This is a genomic window from Allobosea sp. MMO-172 (assembly GCF_037147855.1).
GTDB lineage: Bacteria > Pseudomonadota > Alphaproteobacteria > Rhizobiales > Beijerinckiaceae > Allobosea.
In genome coordinates this window covers 20,359-41,844 of the sequence record NZ_JBBCUM010000020.1, presented here as the reverse complement: position 1 = coordinate 41,844, position 21,486 = coordinate 20,359, and the positions used below count along the sequence as shown (strand labels likewise).

The 21,486-nt window shown below is 64.3% G+C and carries 17 protein-coding genes; 11 read left to right on the top strand and 6 right to left on the bottom strand.

Features of this window, described 5'->3' with window-relative positions; translation table 11 throughout:
• Nucleotides 1-23 precede the first annotated feature (23 nt).
• The 6 genes from WFK61_RS23180 to WFK61_RS23155 all read right to left on the bottom strand — a co-directional run bounded on the left by WFK61_RS23180 (nt 24) and on the right by WFK61_RS23155 (nt 5,412).
• Nucleotides 24-266, bottom strand: coding sequence for a hypothetical protein (locus tag WFK61_RS23180; protein ID WP_336814420.1), 243 nt, complete (start codon nt 264-266; stop codon nt 24-26).
• A gap of 71 nt (nt 267-337) precedes the next feature.
• Complete coding sequence (locus WFK61_RS23175; RefSeq protein ID WP_336814419.1) at nt 338-769, bottom strand: MgtC/SapB family protein; 432 nt, start codon at nt 767-769, stop codon at nt 338-340.
• A gap of 259 nt (nt 770-1,028) precedes the next feature.
• Nucleotides 1,029-2,636 (bottom strand): OpgD/OpgG family glucan biosynthesis protein, encoded by a 1,608-nt coding sequence (locus WFK61_RS23170; protein ID WP_336814418.1) that lies wholly within the window; start codon nt 2,634-2,636, stop codon nt 1,029-1,031.
• Nucleotides 2,637-2,749: 113 nt separating this feature from the next.
• Nucleotides 2,750-3,115 (bottom strand): GNAT family N-acetyltransferase, encoded by a 366-nt coding sequence (locus tag WFK61_RS23165; protein WP_336814417.1) that lies wholly within the window; start codon nt 3,113-3,115, stop codon nt 2,750-2,752.
• A gap of 383 nt (nt 3,116-3,498) precedes the next feature.
• Complete coding sequence (locus WFK61_RS23160) at nt 3,499-4,125, bottom strand: tyrosine-type recombinase/integrase (RefSeq protein WP_336814416.1); 627 nt, start codon at nt 4,123-4,125, stop codon at nt 3,499-3,501.
• Nucleotides 4,126-4,530: 405 nt separating this feature from the next.
• Complete coding sequence (locus WFK61_RS23155; protein ID WP_336814454.1) at nt 4,531-5,412, bottom strand: DMT family transporter; 882 nt, start codon at nt 5,410-5,412, stop codon at nt 4,531-4,533.
• Nucleotides 5,413-5,687: 275 nt separating this feature from the next.
• On the opposite strand from WFK61_RS23155, the gene WFK61_RS23150 reads away from it, so the two are divergent.
• From WFK61_RS23150 to WFK61_RS23100, 11 genes are all read left to right on the top strand, one after another.
• Nucleotides 5,688-7,268: an ABC transporter substrate-binding protein gene (locus WFK61_RS23150; RefSeq protein WP_336814415.1), complete on the top strand. Its 1,581-nt coding sequence runs from the start codon at nt 5,688-5,690 to the stop codon at nt 7,266-7,268.
• Nucleotides 7,265-8,779 (top strand): M81 family metallopeptidase, encoded by a 1,515-nt coding sequence (locus tag WFK61_RS23145; protein WP_336814414.1) that lies wholly within the window; start codon nt 7,265-7,267, stop codon nt 8,777-8,779. Before WFK61_RS23150 ends, WFK61_RS23145 begins: the two co-directional genes overlap by 4 nt.
• Nucleotides 8,780-9,014: 235 nt before the next feature.
• A complete protein-coding gene (locus WFK61_RS23140; RefSeq protein ID WP_336814413.1) occupies nt 9,015-9,599 on the top strand; it encodes an ANTAR domain-containing response regulator in 585 nt (194 codons plus the stop codon).
• Nucleotides 9,596-10,669 carry a CmpA/NrtA family ABC transporter substrate-binding protein gene (locus WFK61_RS23135; RefSeq protein ID WP_336814412.1) on the top strand — a complete coding sequence of 358 codons (1,074 nt, stop codon included), beginning with the start codon at nt 9,596-9,598 and terminating at the stop codon, nt 10,667-10,669. Before WFK61_RS23140 ends, WFK61_RS23135 begins: the two co-directional genes overlap by 4 nt.
• A gap of 287 nt (nt 10,670-10,956) precedes the next feature.
• Complete coding sequence (locus WFK61_RS23130; RefSeq protein WP_336814411.1) at nt 10,957-12,285, top strand: CmpA/NrtA family ABC transporter substrate-binding protein; 1,329 nt, start codon at nt 10,957-10,959, stop codon at nt 12,283-12,285.
• A gap of 4 nt (nt 12,286-12,289) precedes the next feature.
• Nucleotides 12,290-13,504, top strand: a complete 1,215-nt coding sequence (locus WFK61_RS23125; RefSeq protein ID WP_336814410.1) for an NAD(P)/FAD-dependent oxidoreductase — start codon at nt 12,290-12,292, stop codon at nt 13,502-13,504.
• Nucleotides 13,504-16,191 (top strand): nitrate reductase, encoded by a 2,688-nt coding sequence (locus WFK61_RS23120; RefSeq protein WP_336814409.1) that lies wholly within the window; start codon nt 13,504-13,506, stop codon nt 16,189-16,191. Before WFK61_RS23125 ends, WFK61_RS23120 begins: the two co-directional genes overlap by 1 nt.
• A gap of 41 nt (nt 16,192-16,232) precedes the next feature.
• Nucleotides 16,233-17,141, top strand: a complete 909-nt coding sequence (ntrB, locus tag WFK61_RS23115; protein ID WP_336814408.1) for a nitrate ABC transporter permease — start codon at nt 16,233-16,235, stop codon at nt 17,139-17,141.
• Nucleotides 17,142-17,152: 11 nt separating this feature from the next.
• A complete protein-coding gene (locus tag WFK61_RS23110) occupies nt 17,153-17,944 on the top strand; it encodes an ABC transporter ATP-binding protein (RefSeq protein ID WP_336814407.1) in 792 nt (263 codons plus the stop codon).
• 11 nt (nt 17,945-17,955) lie between these two features.
• A complete protein-coding gene (locus WFK61_RS23105) occupies nt 17,956-19,752 on the top strand; it encodes a NirA family protein (RefSeq protein WP_336814406.1) in 1,797 nt (598 codons plus the stop codon).
• The gene (locus WFK61_RS23100; protein WP_336814405.1) at nt 19,749-21,329 is read left to right on the top strand and encodes a sulfite reductase subunit alpha; all 1,581 of its coding nucleotides are present in this window, start codon (nt 19,749-19,751) and stop codon (nt 21,327-21,329) included. The genes WFK61_RS23105 and WFK61_RS23100 overlap by 4 nt, the downstream gene beginning before the upstream one ends.
• Nucleotides 21,330-21,486 lie beyond the last annotated feature (157 nt).

Genomic DNA, 21,486 nt, shown 5'->3' with positions numbered 1-21,486 from the left:
ACAGAGCGATATTCGCACTCGCTTCAGGGTTGCTGCTTGGTATCTCGAGTTCGATCTGGGAGGGCGTCAATAGCTTCATCTGCTCCTTGGTTTTTGTGGAGCACCCCCTCTCGCAGGACCTTTGTCGCCGCATCCGCTTTCTGTTTGGTGTCGGTGTGAAGCGGTTTGGTTTCGTGCGTTGCGTGGAGGCCGATATCGCGAGGCTTCTTTCCGTCGTTGCGGGCGCTCGCTGCGAAAGTAGCCAAGGCTTCAGGTTGCTTTGCCATGAGAATTTCCCCCGAATAGGAGTGAAACAGGAACGGCTGACGAGTGTTCCGTTCGCTGTGCCTGTTGCCCGTTAGCTATCGCGTCCTGCTAATCTCTCGACGGAGTGGTTGACGATCAGCAGAACGATGGTGAGCAAAGTCGCAGTCAGCACGATTGCGAAGTCTCCGAGGCCAGCGGCGCAACCGAGAGCCGCGGTGACCCAGATCGCGGCAGCCGTCGTCAAACCCTGTGGGGTTGTTTCTCCTCGTTTTAGGACGATGACTCCTGCGCCCAGAAAGCCGATGCCGGTCAACAAGCCCTGTACTACCCGGCTTGCCGCATCGCCCTCGTCGGCTCCGCTGAATATCGTAGCTGCCGCGGCCGTGCCGAGCCCCACCAGGCCGAACGTGCGAACCCCCGCTGCTCGCTGCTTGTTAGTCCGCTCCCACCCGACCACAATGCCCGCCGCCATGCCGGCAAATAGCCGCAGAAGCAGATCCAGCTCCTTCCAGAAATCGATCATGGTGTCGTCCTCCCAACGCTGAAACTCTTGAACGCGCCGGGGCAGGATCGTTCTACAATACCAGCCACCCGGAGGCCGCAGGGGACCGGAAATCGAGAGCAGTTTCAGATCATCCAATGGGTTCGCCGCATGGCGGAAGCATCCGGCATAAAATCGCCAATGGGTAGGCACCCATCGCTTCGGCAACAGCCAAGAGGAGGGCTATGAAGAAGGGATATCTTCGGAGCTTCTGGAATATGAGAAGCTGAAGGGAGATTCGTCATTTGCGCGGCAGTTCATTCCTCGCAGGTTGCGGCCGTGCCGCGTCCCCTGCCGGAACCGACCAAGTTGCAGTCCAAGTCTCGCTCAAAGTGCGGGTTCGCGCTCTCAAAAACATGCGAAGCTCGGCCGATTGGCCGTCCGGCAGCGTCGCATCGACGATGGCGCGCACGCCCTTCAATGGCGCGTTGAACGTCAGTATCTTCGTAGTGATCGAGCCGGCGGTGCTGGTCGCGACCAGTTCCAGGCGCTCGGGCTCGTTCTGATAGTAGGCGAGGTCGCCGCCAGCGAAATCGACGATGAAGCGTTTCGTGCCCCTTCCCTCGGCAACACCATCCTCGATGTCGGAGCCGTTGAAGCTCTGCTGCACCTGGGCGTAAGGATGCAGGTGCCAGGTCGTCGACAATGCTGAGATGCGGTAGCTGAATTCGGCGGCCTGACCACTGGGCAGTGGCTTATTAGGTGTCCAGCAAGCGACGATGTTGTCGAAGGCCTCGTTATCCGTCGGAATTTCGATGAGGTCGACCCGGCCTTCGCCCCAGTCGCCCTGTGGTTGGACCCAGTAGCCCGGCCGCGCATCATAGCGCGCTTCCAGATCCTGATAGCTGCCGAAGTCGCGGTCGCGCTGCATCAGACCGAAGCCGCGCAGGTTCTTGTCGCCGAAGCTCGATATGCGCAGCACCTTGGGATTGCGAATGGGGCGCCAGATCCATTCTCCGCTGCCGGATTGCATCATCAGCCCGTCCGAATCGTGGATTTCGGGCCGGAAATCAGTTCGTTGAGCAAGATCTCCCTCTCCAGCCTGAAACATCGAGGTCAGCGGCGCGATGCCGATCCGCTCGATTTCCCGCCTTGGGATGATCGTCGCTGTGACGTCCACATGGGTGTCGCGACCGGGGCTGACGACATAGCGAAAAGCTCCCGCGACCGAGGGGGAGTCGAGCAAGGCGTATATGACGAGCTGGGTCGTATCGCGCGTCGGCTCCTCGACCCAAAGCGCCCGCATGAACGGGAACTCCTCGGGCCCGTCACCGCCGACATTCAAGGCGAGCGAGCGCGCAGAAAGTCCGTAACGGTGTCCCCGGCCGAGCAAGCGGAAATAGCTCGCGCCCAGGAACGAGATGACCTCATCCTGCACCTTGGGGTCGTTCAGGTTGGTGGTGACGGTGAAGCCCGCGAAGCCGAGCGCCGGCGAGAGATTCTTGGGAACGGGGACCTTGCCGTATTCGAACAGCGCAGTCGTGAACGGGATCGGGATCGCGTTGCCGTGGTTTATGATGTGAACCTGAACGGGCTTGTTGTGCAGGAAGCCGAGATGGAAGGGCAGCAGGCGGAAATCCGAGCCGCCATCGCGCCAGAAGGTCTTGTCGCGCCGAAACCGGATTTCGCGATAGCTGTCATAGGTCAGGCTTGAAAGCTCCGCTGGAATCTTTGCGCTCTCGGCGTCGAAAGGCTGCTTCGCGAGCGCGATCGCCTGCTGGATGACGTCTTGATAGCCGAAACCCTTTGCAGCTCCCGCGGGCGCTTGACCCTGCGCTGTCAGGCGGCTTGTGAATAGACCAGCCCCGGAAAGAAGGACGAGAAGCGCGCGCCGAGACGGTGCGGACATGATGGAATCCCCCCGGATTTGTGGCCGCATAGCGCAAGCCGGATTTAAAACGTTGATTGGGGAATGGGGTTTCGGTGGCCCGGCACTGGCGCAGGGCTGAAACGAGGCAGTGGTCACTCCTCCTCGTAACGCCAAGCGAGGACGTCCTGAAAATCGGTGTGCCGATGAGCCCATTCGGCGACGAAGCTGCAGGCCGGGACGATACGCTGGCTGCCCTCCCGCGCCAGACGAAAGATGCCTTCGACGAGGCGTTCTCCGATGCCCTGTCCTCGAAACGCAGCGGGCACTTCAGTGTGCGAGACAACCAGATAGTCGTCGAGCCGACGGTAGACAGCGAAAGCCTCGCCTCCTGGAAAGCTCATGACGAAGCGATTTTTTGCCGGATGGTCGACGATCGTCCAATCCGACACCTTCGACGCTTGCATCATTGTCAGACTCCATGTGCTCGATGAGAAGCCGAACACTTTGAGCGCCGTCATGTTCCTGCTGATGGACTCGGAGATCCGGAAATCAACAGATCGGGAGAAGGGCCCCGAGAGCCTGCGTCAGCCAGTCCGCACAAAAGGAAAGCCAAGCTCTTTTTTGCTTAGAATTTCTTGCGTAATTCCGACTTCATGACGATTTTTGTTTTCCGTTTGATCTCACGTATTATGCTGACCAGCTTTGCCTGCTCCTACTCATCTGGACTGCGCGCAGTCCAGATGAGTTTTCCTCATTGAAGCGCCCCGAAGCGGACCTCCCCAGCATCCGCAAATGGGCGACCAGCGGTCGGCGGTTTCAAACTGGGCAGGTCAGATATTGGCCCGACTTTGCCGTTGGCCGAACGACGGAAGGGCACGGCGGTAGCCCGCCGTGCCAAAGCTCACAGGTCCGTTTGCTCCGAAAGGAGAAGCGCGTCGTCGACCTCGATACCTAGGTAGCGCACGGTGCTTTCCAGTTTCGTGTGGCCTAGAAGAAGTTGGCAGGCGCGGAGATTGCCCGTGCGCTTATAGATCAGGGCAACCTTCGTTCGCCTGAGACTGTGCGTCCCGTAGAGCGCTGGATCCAATCCGATTAGCGCTATCCAGCTGTCCAGGAGGCGGCCGTACTGGCGCGTTGTAATGTGATCGCCGTGCCGGCTACGGCTCGGAAAAAGCCAGTCGTCTTCTCGGGAACCTCGCATTCTAAGCCAGGCAGTAAGCGCTTCGCGAACTGAGTCCGTCAGTTCGAATGGTACCGGCCGCCCCGTCTTCTGCTGAACGATCGCGGTTCGCAGGCGAACGGTGCCTCCGAGGATGACATCGGCGACGCGAAGGCGAACGAGATCGCACCCGCGCAACTTGCTGTCGATCGCAAGATTGAACATAGCGAGATCGCGGGTTCGCCCCTCATGCTGAAGCCGGGTTCGCAGCGCCCAGATATGCTTTGGCTTCAGAGGCGGCTTCGGTCCGATGATGCGACCAAGGTTCCACGAATTGCGAGGCTGTTGGTTCTGCGCCTGGATATCCATGGCAGATCCCCTTCTTGGGACGCCGCATCCTGGAAAATTCTATCAAATGCGGACGGGTCTCTCACGCCTCGTGGTGAAAAACGCGAGGAGTAGCGCAGCTTTGCGCCACTTCCAGACATTGGGCCATTGCCGCGAAGCGGACGCTCAGTTCGGCCGTCCTCCTACTCGCGAAGACCATGACCCACGCGACTGGCCCTACCGAACACGCGACGACGTATTCGATTGTATCGAGGGGTTCTACGAATGCCGTTCGCAGGCACTCGACTATAGGCGACATCAGCCCGGTAGAGTTCGAAAAGAAGGTGGGGTCAGCCTATCGCCCTGTCGCGAAGCCGGCAGCAGGCACTAAGAGCCTCCTGCTCTCCTCAGGCCCGAGTTTCGCTGCCCCCTCTCAAGATGGCCGCGCTAGGCTTTGCCGCGCTGGAGCTCGGAGATCGTGTACCAGACCACCGCCGTCAGGATCACCGCTCCGCCGACGATCGTCGCGACGGGCGGTCGCTCTACGAAGAGAATCCAGACCCAGACAGGGGTCATGACGACCTCGGTGGTGCCGATCAGCGCCGACTCGGCCGGCGGCAGGTGCCGTGCGCCCATGATGAACAGCACGAGCGCGACCGAGAAATTCGTCGCGCCGAAAGCAGCTAAGACCAGCAGGTTATGCGCGTCGAGCGAGCCTGAGGCGCCGAACGGCGCGAAGATCAGGAAGGTGAGCACCGCGCTGATGAAGATCGGTGGCATCGCCGGAAGATCTGGATCAAGCCTCGGGATGACGATGACGAAGGCGAATGTCACCGTCATCAGCAGGGCGAGCAAATCGCCTATGATCCGCCCTGCTCCGAGCGATGTCGAGATGATGATCCCCACGCCGATGAGGCAGGCGAGCCCTGCGACCATCGTCCTCAGGACGATGCGCTCCTTGAGGAGCAGCCAACCGAGCACGGCGGCGATAAAGGGCGCGGTCGCGTAGATCACCGCGACATTCGCCACGCTGGTCGTGTAGTAAGCGCCGATGAACGCTGCCTGGCTGATTGTCTGGAACGCGACCAGCGCCAGACCGGTCGGTCCGAACGTCTTCTTCCAGTCCCGGCGTGTCCTTCCGCTACCGAATATGGCCATGGGGACGATCAGGAAAAGTGCGGCGAACAGCGCTCGCCACGCGACGGCGGTCCACGCGTCCGTGGTCAACAAGCGCGCATAAATGCCGCTTGCGCTCCAGGCGACGGTCGCAGCGAAAACGAGCAGGACGCCGCGCGAATGGGCGGCCGATGAAGGTGCTTTGATCGTCAAGGTCTCACGCGGGACAGGATTCGGATAGCCGGAAGCACGGCTGGCATATCGCGTTTCATCGCGGAATATCATCTCGCGAATAGCGATAGAGTGGCAGGAACATGCCAGCGCCCCGAAGACGAGCTGCTTCCCATCGGTGAAGGGACAAGCCTGCGTCCGAAGCGGGACCGAGCGGCTTGCGTAGTCCGTTTCCAGCATCCTAGGATTGCGGCATTGGAATTGCAGCGGCACTGCCTTTGCAGCTTTTCCATCTCCTCGCGTGAGGGTTCACGGCAATGAAGCGTCGGACGTTTCTGGGTGCCGCTGCAGGCGCCGCGGTTTCCGCAATGGCCAGACCTGCCCTCGCACAGCGGGCGAAAGTCCTGAAATTCATCCCGGAGTCTGATGTCGCCATCGTCGATCCCGTCTGGACGACGGCGACCGTGACGCGCAATCACGGCTATCTCGTTTTCGATACGCTCTACGGCCAGAACGCCGCTTACGGCTTCGAACCCCAGATGGTCGCCGGCCATACCGTCGAGGACGACGGCAAGCTCTGGCGGCTGACGCTGCGCGAAGGCTTGCGCTTCCATGACGGCGAGCCGGTGCGGGCGCAGGATGTCGTTCCGAGCGTGCGCCGCTTCGCCGCCCGCGACGCTTTCGGCCGCGCCCTGATCGACGCGACCGATGAACTCTCGGCAGAATCCGACCGTGTCGTGAAGTTCCGGCTGAAGCGCCCGTTTCCGCTGCTGCCGGCGGCGCTCGGTAAGACCGGCACCTCGATGCCCTGCATCATGCCGGAGCGCTTCGCCGTCACCGACCCGAACAAGCAGGTCACCGAGATGATCGGCAGTGGGCCGTTCCGCTTCAGGCCCGATGAACGCGTGCCGGGCGCGTTGACCGTCTACGAGCGCTTCGCCGGCTACGTGCCGCGCGCGGATGGCTCGGCCACCTTCACCGCGGGCCCGAAACACGTCCATTTCGACCGGATCGAATGGCGCATCATTCCCGACCCGCAGACGGCTGCGAATGCCCTTGCCAATGGCGAGGTCGACTGGTGGCAGAACCCCACTCCGGACTTGCAAGGCACGCTCAAGGGCAGGTCCGGCCTCACGCTCGAAGGGCTCGACCCGGCCGGTGGCATCGGCTGCCTGCGCTTTAATGCGCTGCATCCGCCCTTCGACAATCCAGCGATCCGGCGCGCTCTGCTCGGAGCCATCGATCAGGTTGAATGCATGACCGCGGTCGCCGGCGACGAGCGCTCGCTCTGGAAGGAACATGTCGGCGTCTTCAGCCCTGATACGCCGATGGCGACGACAGCCGGGACCGAGGTGCTGGTCGGCAAGCGCGATTTCGCCGCCGTCAAGCGTGCCCTGGCAGAAGCCGGTTACAAGGGCGAGCGTGTCGTGCTGCTCGACCCGACCGACTATCCCTCCACCCACGCGCTCGCGGCGGTCGCGGCCGATGCCCTGCAGAAATCGGGCGTGAATGTCGAGCTGGTCTCGACCGACTGGGGAACCGTCGTCCAGCGCCGCGCCAGCCGCCAGCCGGTCGACAAGGGCGGCTGGAGCATCTTCTTCACCTATCTGAACGGCACCAATAATTTCGATCCGGCGAGCCAGCTCGGCATCCGTGGCAATGGCGACCAGGCCTGGTTCGGCTGGCCGAAATCGCCGCGCCTCGAAGAACTCAGGCTCGACTGGTTCGCTGCGAAGGATCTCGCAGCCCAGAAAGTCATTTGCGCCGAGATTCAGAAGCAGTTCTTCATCGACGTGCCCTATATCCCGCTCGGCGCCTACTATGAAAAGACGGCCTATCGCGGGATCTCGGGTATGCGGATCGGTTTCGCCCAGTTCTACGACGTCAGGCCGCTGTGACACATTCCAAGCTTCGGATCGCCGTTCTCCAGTTCGCGCATGAGACGGTGACATTCCTCCCCAACGACACGACGCGGGAGGACTTCATCTATCCCGGTTCCCCGGCCTCCGGCGAAGCGCTGCTCGCTACCGACCCGAAGGGCTACATGGGTGGCTTCGTTCAGGTTGCCCGCGAATTCGATGATGTCGAGCTCGTCGGCATCACTTCGCCGCTCTGGCCGCGCACCGGAACGGGCTCGGGCTGGGTCACCGAGGACGCCTATGAGCATTTCATCGGTATCATGATCGCAGAGCTGACGGCGCAGCCTCAGTTCGACGGCGTCTATCTCGCGCTGCATGGGGCGCTCGCGGTTCGCGGCGTGCCGAGGCCCGAGACCGATATCGCCCGGCGCGTCAGAGAGGTCGTCGGCGACAAGGCCTTCATCACGGCGACCTTCGATCCTCATGGCAATGAGGATGAAGCCTTCCTCGAACAGGCCGACATGGCGTTCTGTGTGAAGTATTTCCCGCATTACGACATGCATCTGCAAGGCGAGCGCGCGGCGCGCATGCTGATCCGCGCAATCCGCGGCAGTTTCAAGCCGGTGCATCGCACCCTGCGCATCCCGATCATCGCGCCGACCGTGGTGATGTGGACCGGCGCCTCGCCCTGGTCCGATCTCATCCAGCGCGCGCTCATCTGGGAGGCGCGCGAGCCCGACGTCTTCGTCAACGTCTTCTTCGGCTTTCCCTGGTCAGACGTGCCCGATGCCGGCATGTCGCTGCAGGTACTGACCAATGACGACCCGAGCCTCGCCGAGCGCGTCATCCGCGACATGGCCGAGTGGACCTGGCGTCGGCGCGACGCTTTGCTGGACACCGTCAAGATCTACAAGACTAAGGATGCGGTCGCTCTGGCCCGCGAGGCCGTCGCCGAAGGCAAAGGTCCCGTCCTGCTCGCCGACTACAGCGATCGCTCGGGCTACGCCACCTGGCTGCTCCAGGAGATCGTCGCGCAGAAGCTCGAACGCACACTGATCGCGACGGTCGCCTCGCCCGAGGCGGTTCGCTCCGTGATCGAGAGCGGCGCAAAACCGGGCGATGCCTTCGACGCGGAAATCGGCGGCCTCTTCGATGAATCCGCGGGAGCGCCGATCCGGATATCCGGCACGCTGCGCTCCGTCGGGCCGGCGACGACCGCGCGCGGCCAAGGCAAGGACTGGATCTGCGTCGAATTCGGCAAGGGCAACTTGCTGGTGGTTAGCGCCTATCTCGTCCAGATCATCGAGCCCTCGGAGCTCTGGCAGCTCGGCCTCGCGCCCGATGATTACGATGTGATCGCGATCAAGTCGCGCGTACATTTCCGCCGCGGCTTCGACGACAGCGGCTTCACGCCGACCATCATCCTCGCCGAACCGCCCGAGCCCTTAATGGGCACCGTTCATCTCGATGCGCTGCCCTACGAGAACCTCTCGCTAAAGGACTATTATCCCTATGGCAGCCCGAGCTTCTCGCTGGAAGGTGAGGAGTAAGGTGGTCGAGCGGTGCCATGTACCGACATTCAGTTCTTGCCGGGAAGCAGACCTCTCGTTTGTGTGTCGCCCGCCTCCCCGGATCCTGAATGCGATATGCGGCCGTTTCGTCAGCGATCGTCCCCGCAGATCGGCGCCTCGTTGGCTTTCCCCAACCCTCGCCCTCTAGAGCGTAGCGGTGGCACGATTCCTGATTGAGTGATGCCGGATCACTCCAAAGGAACGATCGAAAGGCATGGCGCCCAATCTTCGGATCCTCATCGTGGACGCGAACCAGGTTCGGGCCGCGATCATCGAGGAAGGCCTTCGGGAAGCGGGCTACGATCAGCTCATCCGTATGACGGCAACGACCGGCCTCGTCGCCGCGATCGAAACCCATGATCCCGATGTCGTGGTGATCGACCTTGAAGACCCCAGCCGCGATGCGCTGGCCGACATGTTCCTCGTCAGCCGGCATGTCCGCCGGCCAATAACCATGTTCGTCGACCAGTCGGATTCCGCTTCGATCGAGGCGGCCGTCGAAGCCGGCGTCTCCGCCTATATCGTCGACGGGCTGAAGAAGGAGCGGATGCAACCGATCCTCCAGACCTGCATCAGCCGCTTCAATGCGTTCCGCAAGCTGCGCGAGGAACTCGACGAAGCGCGCTCCCAGCTGGAAGACCGCAAGACGATCGATCGCGCCAAGAGCATCGTCATGCGGCTGAAGGGCCTCTCGGAAGACGAAGCCTATGCCCTGATGCGCCGCACCGCGATGAACGAAAAGCGCAAGCTCGTCGAGATCGCCCGCTCCCTCATCACCGCCGCGGAGATGCTGAAATGACGACGCTGCACCTGCGGGTCGGCTTCATGCCGCTGGTCGATTGCGCATTGGTCGTTCTGGCAAAGGACGAGGGCTTCGCCGAGGCGGAAGGACTCAATCTGGAGCTGGTCCGCGAGGTCTCGTGGTCCAACCTGCGCGACAAGCTGAATGTGCGCCTGTTCGACGCTGCCCATATGCTCGGCCCGGCCGCTATCGCCGCGACGCTCGGCGTCGGTGGCGTGAAAGCTCCGATGGCAGCACCGCTCGCGCTCAATCTTGACGGGGCCGCGATCACCCTCTCGCTGAGGCGCTTCGAGGAACTGGCGCGGCTGGCCGAAGGGGATATGGCAGATACCGCAGTCTCGGCTCGGGCGCTCGCCGCGATGGTCGCGCGCCGCAAGTCCGCCGGCCTACCGCCGCTGACCTTCGCGGCGGTCTTCGGCTTTTCGACGCATATCTATCTGCTCGGCGAATGGCTTGAGAAGGGCGGCCTCAAGCTTGGCGAGGACATCCGATTCGAGGTCGTGCCGCCTCCACAGACCGTCGAGGCACTCGCCAGCGGGCGGATCGACGGCTTCTGCGCGGGAGCGCCCTGGAATGCGGCCGCCGTGGCGGCAGGCGTCGGGGCGATGGTCCATGCTAGCGTCGACCTACGCCGCGACTGCCATGACAAGGTCCTGGCCTGGCGTGCCGATGATGTCGAGAAGCGCCCGGCCGCCGTTGCGAAGCTCGGCTCCGCGATCCTGAAGGCCAGCACCTGGGCCTGCCGTCCGGAGAATTTTTCGCGCATGGCGTATCATCTCTCCGCGCCGGACCGGCTCGCTCTGCCGGCAGGGCTCATCGAGCGCATTCTGGATGGCGAATTGATCCAAGGTGCCGACCGGCCGACACGCAAGGTGGAACGCTTCATCCGTTTTGATCGAGAAGCCTTGCGCCCCAATCCCGATGACGCCGACTGGGTGCTTGCGGGCATGGAGCGGGCCGGGCAAGTCGCGGTGATCCCGCAGACGCGCGAAATCGCGCGGGGCGTACTCCTGCCTGCCGCTTTCGCAGGCATTCTTGCCACAAGCCAAGAGCAGCCCACCTATTAGGCAAAGACGAGCTGATTGTGCACCGCAGCAAGGCAATCAAACCAGCGATGCTGCACCACCCTTTCCCGAATCTATTGCAATTCAAGGCTAGGGCTCCCGCGAAGCGGTTGGCACGATCCTTGTAAAGAATGACCCGACGCGGCCAACGCTGCCCGCGCCATCCCCGATCCGGACGATACAGCAACGTCGCTGTCGAATGCGCCTGCCAAGGCGTCTTTCGCGCGGCGTTTTTTGCATTCGGGGGGCTGGATCAGGCAGGCCGCATTTCAGCAACCGAGAGGCGATCGATGACGCAGAGCTTCAAGAACGGGACCAAGGTGGCCGCCCTTCCGAAGGTCGATGCCGGCCGGCGGCATTTCCTCCAGCTCTCCGGTACGGCCGCCCTGTTCACGGCGGCCAAGGCCGCCCTGCCCTCCGGCGCCTTCGCACAAGGCACCGGCCCGGAGGTCAAGGGCACGCGTCTCGGCTACATCGCGCTGACCGACGCTTCGCCGCTGATCATCGCGAAGGAGAAGGGTCTCTTCGCCAAGCACGGCCTGCCGGACATAGACATCGCCAAGCAGGCAAGCTGGGGCGCGACGCGCGACAACATGGCGCTCGGCTTCAAGAACAACGGCATCGACGGCGGCCACATCCTGCGCCCGAAGACGCATCTCTATGCGACCGGCAAGGTGATGCAGAACGGCCAGCCGCTGCCGATGTACACGCTGCTCAACCTCAACGAGGACGGGCAGGCGATCTCGGTTTCCAACGAGTACAAGGACCTCAACGTCCAGAAGGATGCTTCGCCGCTGAAGCAGGCCTTCGAGCGCAAGAAAGCCGCGGGCAAGGAACTGACCGCCGCCATGACCTTCCCGGGCGGCACCCACGATCTCTGGATCCGCTACTGGCTGGCCGCCGGCGGCATCGACCCCGACACCGAGATCAAGGTGATCGTCGTGCCGCCGCCGCAGATGGTGGCGAACATGAAGGTTGGCACCATGGATTGCTTCTGCGTCGGCGAGCCGTGGAACGAGCAGCTCGTCAACCAGAACATCGGCTACACCGCGCTGACCACCGGCGAGCTCTGGGCCCGCCATCCAGAGAAGATTCTCGGGATGCGCGCCGATTTCGTCGATGCGAACCCGAAAGCGACGCAGGCCATCCTGATGGCCGTGATGGAAGCCCAGCAATGGGCGGACAAGATGGAGAACCGTCAGGAACTCGCCGAGATCGTCGGCAAGCGCCAGTGGTTCAACGTCCCGGTCGGCGACATCAACAAGCGCCTGCTCGGCGACATCAACTACGGCAACGGCCGCGAGGCGAAGGGCACCAATCTCTACATGAAGTTCTGGGGTGAAGGCGGCGCGAGTTCCTACCCCTGGAAGAGCCTCGACACCTGGTTCGTCACCGAGAATATCCGCTGGGGCAAATTCGACCCGACGATCGACATCAAGGCGCTGGTCGACAAGACCAACCGCGCCGACCTCTGGCGCGAGGCCGCCAAGACGCTGGGCGCCGCCGGCGCGCCAACAGCCGATAGCCGCGGCGTCGAGACCTTTTTCGACGGCACGAAATTCGATCCCGCAGCGCCGCTGGACTATCTCAAGGCGCTGAAGATCAAGCGGGTGGCCTGACACCATGGCCGAGCCCCTGATCATCGTCGGCAACGGGATGGCGGCGACGCGGCTGGCCGACGAGCTCAGCCAGCGCGCGCTCGGGCGTTATTCCGTCGCTGTGATCGGGGACGAGCCGCGGCTCGCCTATAACCGGGTCCTGCTCTCTCCGCTGCTGGCGGGCGAGATCGGCGAGCCCGAGATCGAGCTCAAGCCGGCCGCATGGTGGCGCGCACGCGGCATCTCGACCTTTTATGGCCGCCCCGTCGACGGCATCGACCGTGCGGCGCAGACGGTCATGCTGCGCGGCGGCGCGACGCTGCCCTACGGCAAGCTCGTGCTCGCGACCGGCTCGACGCCGCTCCGGCCCCCCTTCCCCGGCGGCGACCTCGCCGGCGTGGTCACCTTCCGCGACACCGCCGATGTCGGCGCGATGCAGACCTATGCGCGGCGCGGATCCCGCATCGTCGTCATCGGCGGCGGGCTGCTTGGGCTTGAGGCTGCCTATGGGCTTGCGAGGGCCGGGGCATCGGTGACGCTGCTGCACCTCGTCGATCGCCTGATGGAACGACAGCTCGATCATGAAGGCGCCAGCCTGCTCGCCGCAGCCATGGTCGCTCGGGGCATCGATATCCGCCTCTGTGCGGAGACGAAGGGCTTCCTCGGCGAAGGGCATGTCGAAGCCGTCGAGCTTGCCAACGGGGCAGAGATCCCTGCCGACCTCGTGGTCATCGCCATCGGTGTGCGCCCGAATACCGGGCTCGCGCGGGCTGTGGGGCTGAGCGTCGGACGCGGCATTCTGGTCAATGACGGGTTGGCTACTGATGATCCCGCGATCTTCGCCATCGGCGAATGCGCGGAGCATCGCGGCCTTGCCTATGGACTGGTCGAGCCTGCCTATGAGCAGGCGCGGGTGCTTGCCACGCGGCTTGCCGGACAAGAGGCGGTCTATCGGGGCTCGCTGCTCGCGACCAATCTCAAGGTCTCCGGGGTCGGTGTCTTCTCGGCCGGCGAGTTCGAGGCCGGCGATGGCGCCGAGACCGTCGTACTGCGCGATCCGTCAGCGGGCATCTACCGCAAGTTCGTGCTGCGCGATGACCGCCTCGCCGGCTGCGTGCTCGTCGGCGATACGCAGGGCGCGCTGTTCTATCTTGGGTTGATCCGCTCGGGGCAGGATATCAGCGCGATTCGTGCCGACCTGCCCTTTGGCGAGAGCTATTGCATCAGCGAGGCCGCCTGATGCGCCACGACGCTCCCCTCGCTCCGGCCACGACGCATACGACATGCCCCTATTGCGGCGTCGGATGTGGCGTTCTCGCGACGCCGAACGGACTAGGCAATGCCACCATCGCTGGCGATGCGGAGCATCCGGCCAATCGTGGACGGCTGTGTTCGAAGGGCTCGGCGCTCGGCGAGACGCTCGGGCTTGGCAGCCGGGTCCTGCACCCGCTGAAGCGCAATCAGGACGGCGGCTACGACCGCGTCCGCTGGAGCGAGGCGCTCGATGCGGTTGCTGTTGGGCTGCGCAGCATTTCCGCCGAGCATGGTCCCGAGGCGATTGCCTTCTATCTGTCCGGCCAGCTCCTGACCGAAGACTACTATGTCGCCAACAAGCTGGCGAAAGGCTTCATCGGCACGCCCCATGTCGATACCAATTCGCGGCTGTGCATGTCGTCGACGGTCGCCGCACAGCGTAGGGTCTTCGGCTCGGATACGGTGCCTGGATCCTACGAGGATTTCGACAGCGCAGACCTGATCGTCCTCGTCGGTTCGAACACGGCCTGGTGCCACCCGGTCCTGTTCCGGCGGATGCAGGACAACCGGCGCGAGCGGGGCGCGCGTCTCGTCGTACTCGATCCGCGTATCACCGCCACGGCCGAAGACGCCGACATGGCGATGGTCCTGAAGCCGGGCTCCGACTCCGCGCTCTTCGCGGGATTACTCGCCCATATCGCCGATCGCGGCCTGATCGACCGCAGCTATGTCGCGCGCCATGTGACGGGCTTCGACGAAGCACTCGCCAATGCGCGTGAGATCGCTCCGCATCTGGCCGCCGTTTCCGCATTGACCGGCCGGCCGGAGGCGCAGATCGCCACCTTCTACGAACTCTGGGTCAGTACGCCCCATGTCATCACCGCTTGGAGCCAGGGCGTCAACCAGTCGGCGCAGGGCACCGACAAGGTCGCGGCGATCCTGAATTGCCACCTCGCGACCGGCCGGATCGGGCGGCCTGGCTGCGGCCCATTCTCCCTGACCGGCCAGCCCAACGCGATGGGTGGACGCGAGGTCGGCGGCCTCGCCAACATGCTCGCCGCCCATATGGGCTACGCACCCGAAGACATCGATCGCGTTCGCCGGTTCTGGGCTGCGCCGAACATGGCCCGACGGGAAGGCCTGAAGGCTGTCCAGATGCTGGAAGCGGCCGTGGAGCGTCGCATCCGCGCGATGTGGGTGATGGCGACGAACCCGGCCGTCTCGCTGCCCAACGCCGATAAGGTGCGCACCGCCTTGGGCGGGCTCGATCTCTTCGTCGTCTCTGAAAACGTCATCTCGAACGACACGCTGGCAGCGAAGCCGCATTACATCCTGCCGGCTGCCGCCTGGGGCGAGAAGGACGGCACCGTCACCAATTCCGAACGCCGCATTTCGCGCCAACGCGCGTTCCTGCCTTTGCCGGGCGACGTGAAGCCCGATTGGTGGATCATCTGCGAGGTCGCGAGGCGCCTCGGCTTCGCCGAAGCTTTTACTTACGCCGGCCCACAAGCGATCTATGGCGAGCACGCGGCGCTTTCCGCCTTCGAGAACGAAGGCACCCGCGATTTCGACATCGGCGCCCATGCCTGCCTCAGCAAAGCGGCCTATGATGCGCTGCGGCCGGTGCAATGGCCTGTTCCGGCCCATCGCCCCGAGGGCACCGCACGGCTCTTCGGTGACGGCGGTTTCTTCGGCCCCGGCGGCCGCGCACAGATGCGCCCCCTCGCCATGCCGAAACTCGGCTCGACGGTAAGCGAGGCGTTCCCACTGCTGCTCAACACCGGCCGCGTCCGCGACCACTGGCACACGATGACGCGAACGGGCCTCAGCCCGCGACTGAGCGCCCATATCGCCGAGCCCTCGGTTTATGCCCACCCAGCTGACATCGCCCGTTTCGGGCTGGTCGAGGGCGGCTTTTCTCGTCTCTCCAGCGCTTATGGCAGCGCGGTACTTAAGGTCGTGGCCGATGCGGGCGCCTCCGAAGGATCACTCTTCGCGCCGATCCACTGGTCCGGCGAGACAACCTCCAATGCGCGGATCGGCGCGCTGACACAGCCGCTTTGCGATCCCTTCTCCGGCCAGCCCGAGATGAAGGCGACACCGGTTTCCGCTGGGCCTGTTGCCTACCGTTTCGAGGGCTTCATCCTGTCACGAGACCCCTTTTCACTGCCAGAGCAGAGCTGGTGGGCGCGGCTTGCCGTGCAGGGCGGCGAGGGCCGGTTGTTCGCCACAAACGCGCCCATTGATGCGGTGGCAGTGCTGATGCGCGATCGTTTCGGCGCCGAGGGGCTGACCGAGCTGATCGACCGCCACGGCGGCAGCTACCGCTGTGCCGTGCTCCGGGATGGCCAGCTCCAGGCCGCCCTCTTCCTCGCCCCCGCCGGGCGCGCACCACTCTGGGACACGGTCAAGGCCGTCTTCGCCGATCCAACGGCCGCCGTGGACAACCGGCTCGCCCTGCTCTCGGGCCGTGTGCCGGGCGGAGCCGATCCCGGCCCGATCGTCTGCGCCTGCTTCGGCGTCGGCCTCAACGCCATCCGCGCCGCCTTCGAGACCGGGGCCGCGACGGCGGAGGAGATCGGCCAGCAACTCAAGGCAGGGACGAATTGCGGCTCCTGCCTTCCCGAAATCCGCCGCATCGGCGCGCAGGCACGCGCGAGCGAGGCGGCATGACGAACGCAACGGACAATCTCGGTCAGAGGAGAGAGCGGAACATGGGTCAGCCTGTCTTGAAAGGCGCGACGGCCGGCGCGACCGTCGTCGCGCTATCCACCAAGCCGCTTGAGGTCGTCGCCTTGCCTGCAGCTCCGGTGAAGCCTTTCGCGGCAAGGCTCGTCCCCTGGGGGAAGAACGCGCTCGTCAACCTGTTGCCGCCGCTGATCACGATAGCTTTGATCCTGCTGTTCTGGCAGCTCGCGGCATCCGGGCCGCAATCCTCGCTGCCGCCGCCGAGCAAGATCTGGGACGAGGCGAAGGACCTGATCACCGAGCCGTTCTACTGGGCGGGCTCGCAGGATATCGGACTGGGTTGGCGCATCCTCGTCTCGCTCCAGCGCGTCGCGATCGGATTCAGCCTGGCTGCGGTGGTCGGCGTGCTGCTCGGCGCGCTGGTCGGCCAGTCGGTCTGGGCGACGCGTGGGCTCGATCCGGTCTTCCAGGTGCTGCGCACCGTGCCGCCACTCGCCTGGCTGCCGCTCTCGCTCGCCGCCTTCCGAGACAGCCAGCCCTCCGCGATCTTCGTGATCTTCATCACCGCGATCTGGCCGGTGATCATCAACACGGCCGTCGGCATCCGCAACATCCCGCAGGATTACCGCAACGTGGCGCAAGTGCTGCGGCTGAACCAGATCGAGTTCTTCTTCAAGATCATGGTGCCCTCGGCCGCGCCTTACATCTTCACGGGCCTCCGGATCGGCGTCGGCCTGTCCTGGCTCGCCATCGTCGCCGCCGAAATGCTGACCGGCGGCGTCGGCATCGGCTTCTTCATCTGGGACGCGTGGAACTCGTCCCGCCTCTCCGACATCATCGTGGCGCTGGTCTACATCGGCGTGGTCGGCTTCCTTCTCGACCGCCTCGTTGCCCTCGCCGGCCATGTCGTCACCCGCGGCACCGCGACCAACTGAGGAGCGAGGCAATGAGCTATCTCAAGATCGACCATGTCGACAAACGCTTCCAGCGCGGCGCGGCCACGACGGAAGTCCTCAAGGACGTCACGCTCGTCATCGACAAGGGCGAGTTCGTCTCGATCATCGGGCATTCCGGCTGCGGCAAGTCGACCCTGCTCAATCTCGTCGCGGGGCTTACGCCGGTCAGCGCGGGCGCGATCCTGCTCGAAAGCAAGGAGGTGAATGCGCCTGGCCCCGACCGAGCCGTGGTCTTCCAGAACCATTCGCTGCTGCCCTGGCTCACCGTCTACGACAATGTCGCGCTTGCCGTGAACAAGGTCTTCGGGCGTCGGAAGAGCAAGGCGGAACGACATGACTGGATCATGCACAATCTCGACCTCGTTCAGATGGCCCATGCGAGGGACAAGCGACCGGGCGAGATCTCGGGTGGCATGAAGCAGCGCGTCGGCATCGCCCGCGGCCTCGCCATGGAACCGAAGATCCTGCTGCTCGACGAACCCTTCGGTGCACTCGATGCGCTGACCCGCGCGCATCTGCAGGACTCGGTGATGCAGATCCACGCCGCGCTCGGCAACACCATGATCATGATCACCCATGATGTGGACGAAGCCGTCCTGCTCTCGGACCGGATCGTGATGATGACCAACGGCCCCTCCGCCAGCATCGGCGAAGTGCTGGACGTGCGGCTGCCCCGTCCGCGGAAGCGGCTCGATCTGGTCTCCGACCGCATCTACATCACCGCGCGCGAGGCGGTTCTGAAGTTTCTCTACGAGCGCCATCGCTTCGTCGAGGCGGCGTGACGGCGCCTGCCATGAGCGACGATTTCACCCCCGACCAGAAGCGCTATCTCGAAGGCTTCGTCAGCGGCATGCAATCGGCCCGCACGGCGCGGGGCCTGGGGCCGCTCGGCGGTGCGCCCGGCGGCGCTCCGGCGAAACCCAGCGGCCCCGACCGGGAGCATGCCGAAGCGCAGGCAAGGATGGTCGCCGCCGGAGGCAAGCTCGTCGATCAGGAGAAATGGAAGGCGGCCGAACACCCCTTCGACGCCTACGCCCGCTTCAAGGAGCAGGCGGCTTCCGGTGCCTACCCGAAGCCGGAGGACAATTTCCGCTGGCGCTATCACGGCCTGTTCTACGTGGCACCGGCGCAGAACAGCTACATGTGCCGCCTGCGCATCCCGAACGGCATCCTCAAGGCTTGGCAATTCGCCGGGGTCGCCGATCTCGCCGATGCTCTGGGCGGCGGCTATTCGCACGTGACCACACGCGCCAATCTCCAGGTGCGGGAAATTCCTGCAGAAGCCGGCCCAGCTTTTCTCGAAGGCCTCGCCGATCTCGGACTCACTGCCAAGGGCTCCGGCGCCGATAACATTCGCAACGTCACGGGCTCAGCGACTGCCGGGATCGATCCGCTTGAACTCCTCGACACACGCCCGCATGCCCGCGCCTGGCATCATCACATCCTGAACGATCGCTCGCTCTACGGGCTGCCGCGCAAGTTCAACGTTGCCTTCGACGGCGCCGGCTCAATCGCGACGCTGGAGGACACCAACGACATCGGCTTTCAGGCCATCGATGTCGCGGATGGCGCGACCTTCGAGGGTCAGCCGGTCGCGCCCGGCATCTGGTATCGTCTCGCGCTCGGCGGCATCACCGGCCACAAGGACCTTGCCCGCGACACCGGCGTGATCGTCGCCCGCTCCGACGCGATCGCGGTCGCGGATGCGATCGTGCGCGTTTTCATCGCCAACGGGAACCGCACCGACCGCAACAAGTCGCGGCTCAAATACGTGCTCGACGCCTGGGGCTTCGACACGTTCCTCGCCGCCGTCGAGGAGAAGCTCGGCCGCCGCCTGATCCGGCTCGACGGCAGCTTCGTCAAGCCGCGCCCGGTCTATGATCGCCTCGCCCATGTGGGCGTCCACACGCAGGCTCAGGCAAGCCTGAACTGGGTCGGCGTGGCTCTGCCCGTCGGCAAGCTGACCGTGCAGCAGATGCGTGTCGTCGCGTCCATCGCCAATCAGTGCGGTGATGGCGATATCCGCCTCACTGTCTGGCAGAACCTGCTGATCTCCGGCGTGCCGGACGCGAAGGTCGAGGACGTGCTGGCCAATCTCAAGGCCATCGGCCTCTCGGCCGAAACCTCGGTGCTGCGGGCCGGATTGATCGCCTGCACCGGCGCGACCGGCTGCAAATTCGCCGGCGCCCATACCAAGGAGGATGCGCTCGCCATCGCCGCTTATTGCGAGCCGCGCATCACGCTCGACACGGCCGTCAACATCCACCTCACCGGCTGTCACAACTCCTGCGCCCAACACTATATCGGCGATCTCGGCCTGATCGGCGCCAAGGTTCCGGTCAATGACGAGGGCGACACGGTGCCCGGCTATCATGTCTTCGTCGGCGGCGGCTTCGGCGTTGAAGGCGGCATGGGCCGCGAATTCCGCACCAATGTCAGGGCTGAGGATGCACCAGTCCTGGTCGAGGCGATCCTGCGCAGCTGGCAGACGCATCGCGCCACACCCGACGAGAGCTTCGTCGCCTTCGTCCGCCGCCATGAGATCGGAGACCTGCAAGCCCTGGTCGAGCAGATCGGAGACGCGGCATGACCGTTCAGAGCCCCAGCCCGATCGTCCAGGTTCTGCCGGAAACCGCGCCCTTCAGCGAGGAGCAGCGCTCCTGGCTGAACGGCTTCTTCGCCGGGCTGCTCTCGCTAGACAATGCCGGCGTAACCGCCTTGTCGCCGGCCGAGAACGTCGCCGTCATGGCCGAGGCGGAAGACGGCGCGCCCTGGCATGACCCATCTCTGGAAATGGCCGAACGCATGACATTGGCCCAGGGCAAGCCGCTGCCGCGCAAGCTCTATGCCGCCATGGCGCAGCAGGATTGCGGGCAATGCGGCTATGTCTGCGAGACCTATTCCGCCGCCATCGCATCAGGGGCCGAGGGCCGGCTCAATCTCTGCGCGCCCGGTGGCAAGGAGACGCTGCGCCAGATCAAGACGCTGATGGAAGAGCCCGGCGCGTCCATCCCGGCCGTCCTTACCGAGACCGCACCGGCTGCGGAGCTAGGGCCGAAGGGTCGCTGCCGCGAGAACCCGGCGCTCGCGACTTTCCTGTCACGTCGCAAGCTCAACGGCGAGGGTTCCGAAAAAGAGACCTGGCATGTCGAGTTCGACCTCTCCGAATCCGGGCTCGACTATGTCGTCGGCGACGCCTTCGGCATCGTCGCGCAGAACGATACCCGCCTCGTCGACGCAGTGATCGCGCTGCTGGGTGCACGGCCGGATGCCGAGATCGGCAGCAAATCCCTGCGCGGGAAGCTCATGGAGGACTGCGGGCTCGGCCCCGCCCCGGACGCGCTGTTCCAGCTTATTTCCTACGTGACCGGAGGCGAGGCCCGCGCCAAGGCCAGACGCCTTGCCGCCGGCGAAGACCCGGACGGCGATCTCGATCGGCTTGATGTGCTCGGCGCGTTGCACAAATTCTCGCAGGCACGCCTCTCGGCCGAAGCGTTCGTCGAGGCGCTCGATCCGCTCCAGCCGCGGCTCTATTCGATCTCGTCCTCGCATCTGGCGACACCCGGGCGCATCACGCTGACGGTCGACACCGTGCGCTACAAGATCGGCTCGCGTCCGCGCTGGGGCGTTGCTTCGACCTTCCTCGCCGAACGCGTCTCCCCCGGCGGCAAGGTGCCGGTCTATGTCCAGCGCGCCCATGGGTTCGGCCTGCCAGCCGATCCGGCCACGCCGATCATCATGTGTGGCCCAGGCACAGGCGTCGCGCCCTTCCGCGCCTTCCTTCATGACCGGCAGGCGACCAGGGCGCCTGGCCGCAACTGGCTGTTCTTCGGTCATCAGCGCCGCATCTGCGACTTCTTCTACGAGGACGAGCTGCAGGCGATGAAGGACCAGGGCTTCCTGACGAACCTGACGCTGGCCTGGTCGCGCGACGGCGAGAAGGTCTATGTCCAGGATCGCATGCGCGAGCGTGGGAGCGAGCTCTGGTCATGGCTCGAAAAGGGCGCGCATTTCTACGTCTGCGGCGACGCCAAACGCATGGCAAAGGACGTGGAGCGGGCTCTAGTCGATGTGGTCACGGAACACGGCGGCCGTTCAGCGGAAGACGCGATCGCCTATGTCGCGGCCCTGCGGAAGAGCCGTCGCTATCAAGCGGATGTCTATTGAAGGCACCGTCTCGAAGCCCTCAGAATGTGCGAACGCAGAGCGCCACAAGCGGACGTTAGTGCTTTGCTCCAAAGCGGACGTCGGTCGATTTGGAGTACCACGCCATCAAGCCACGCTCAGCCAGATCATCGCTACCGGCCTGATGCTCGACGCCCTG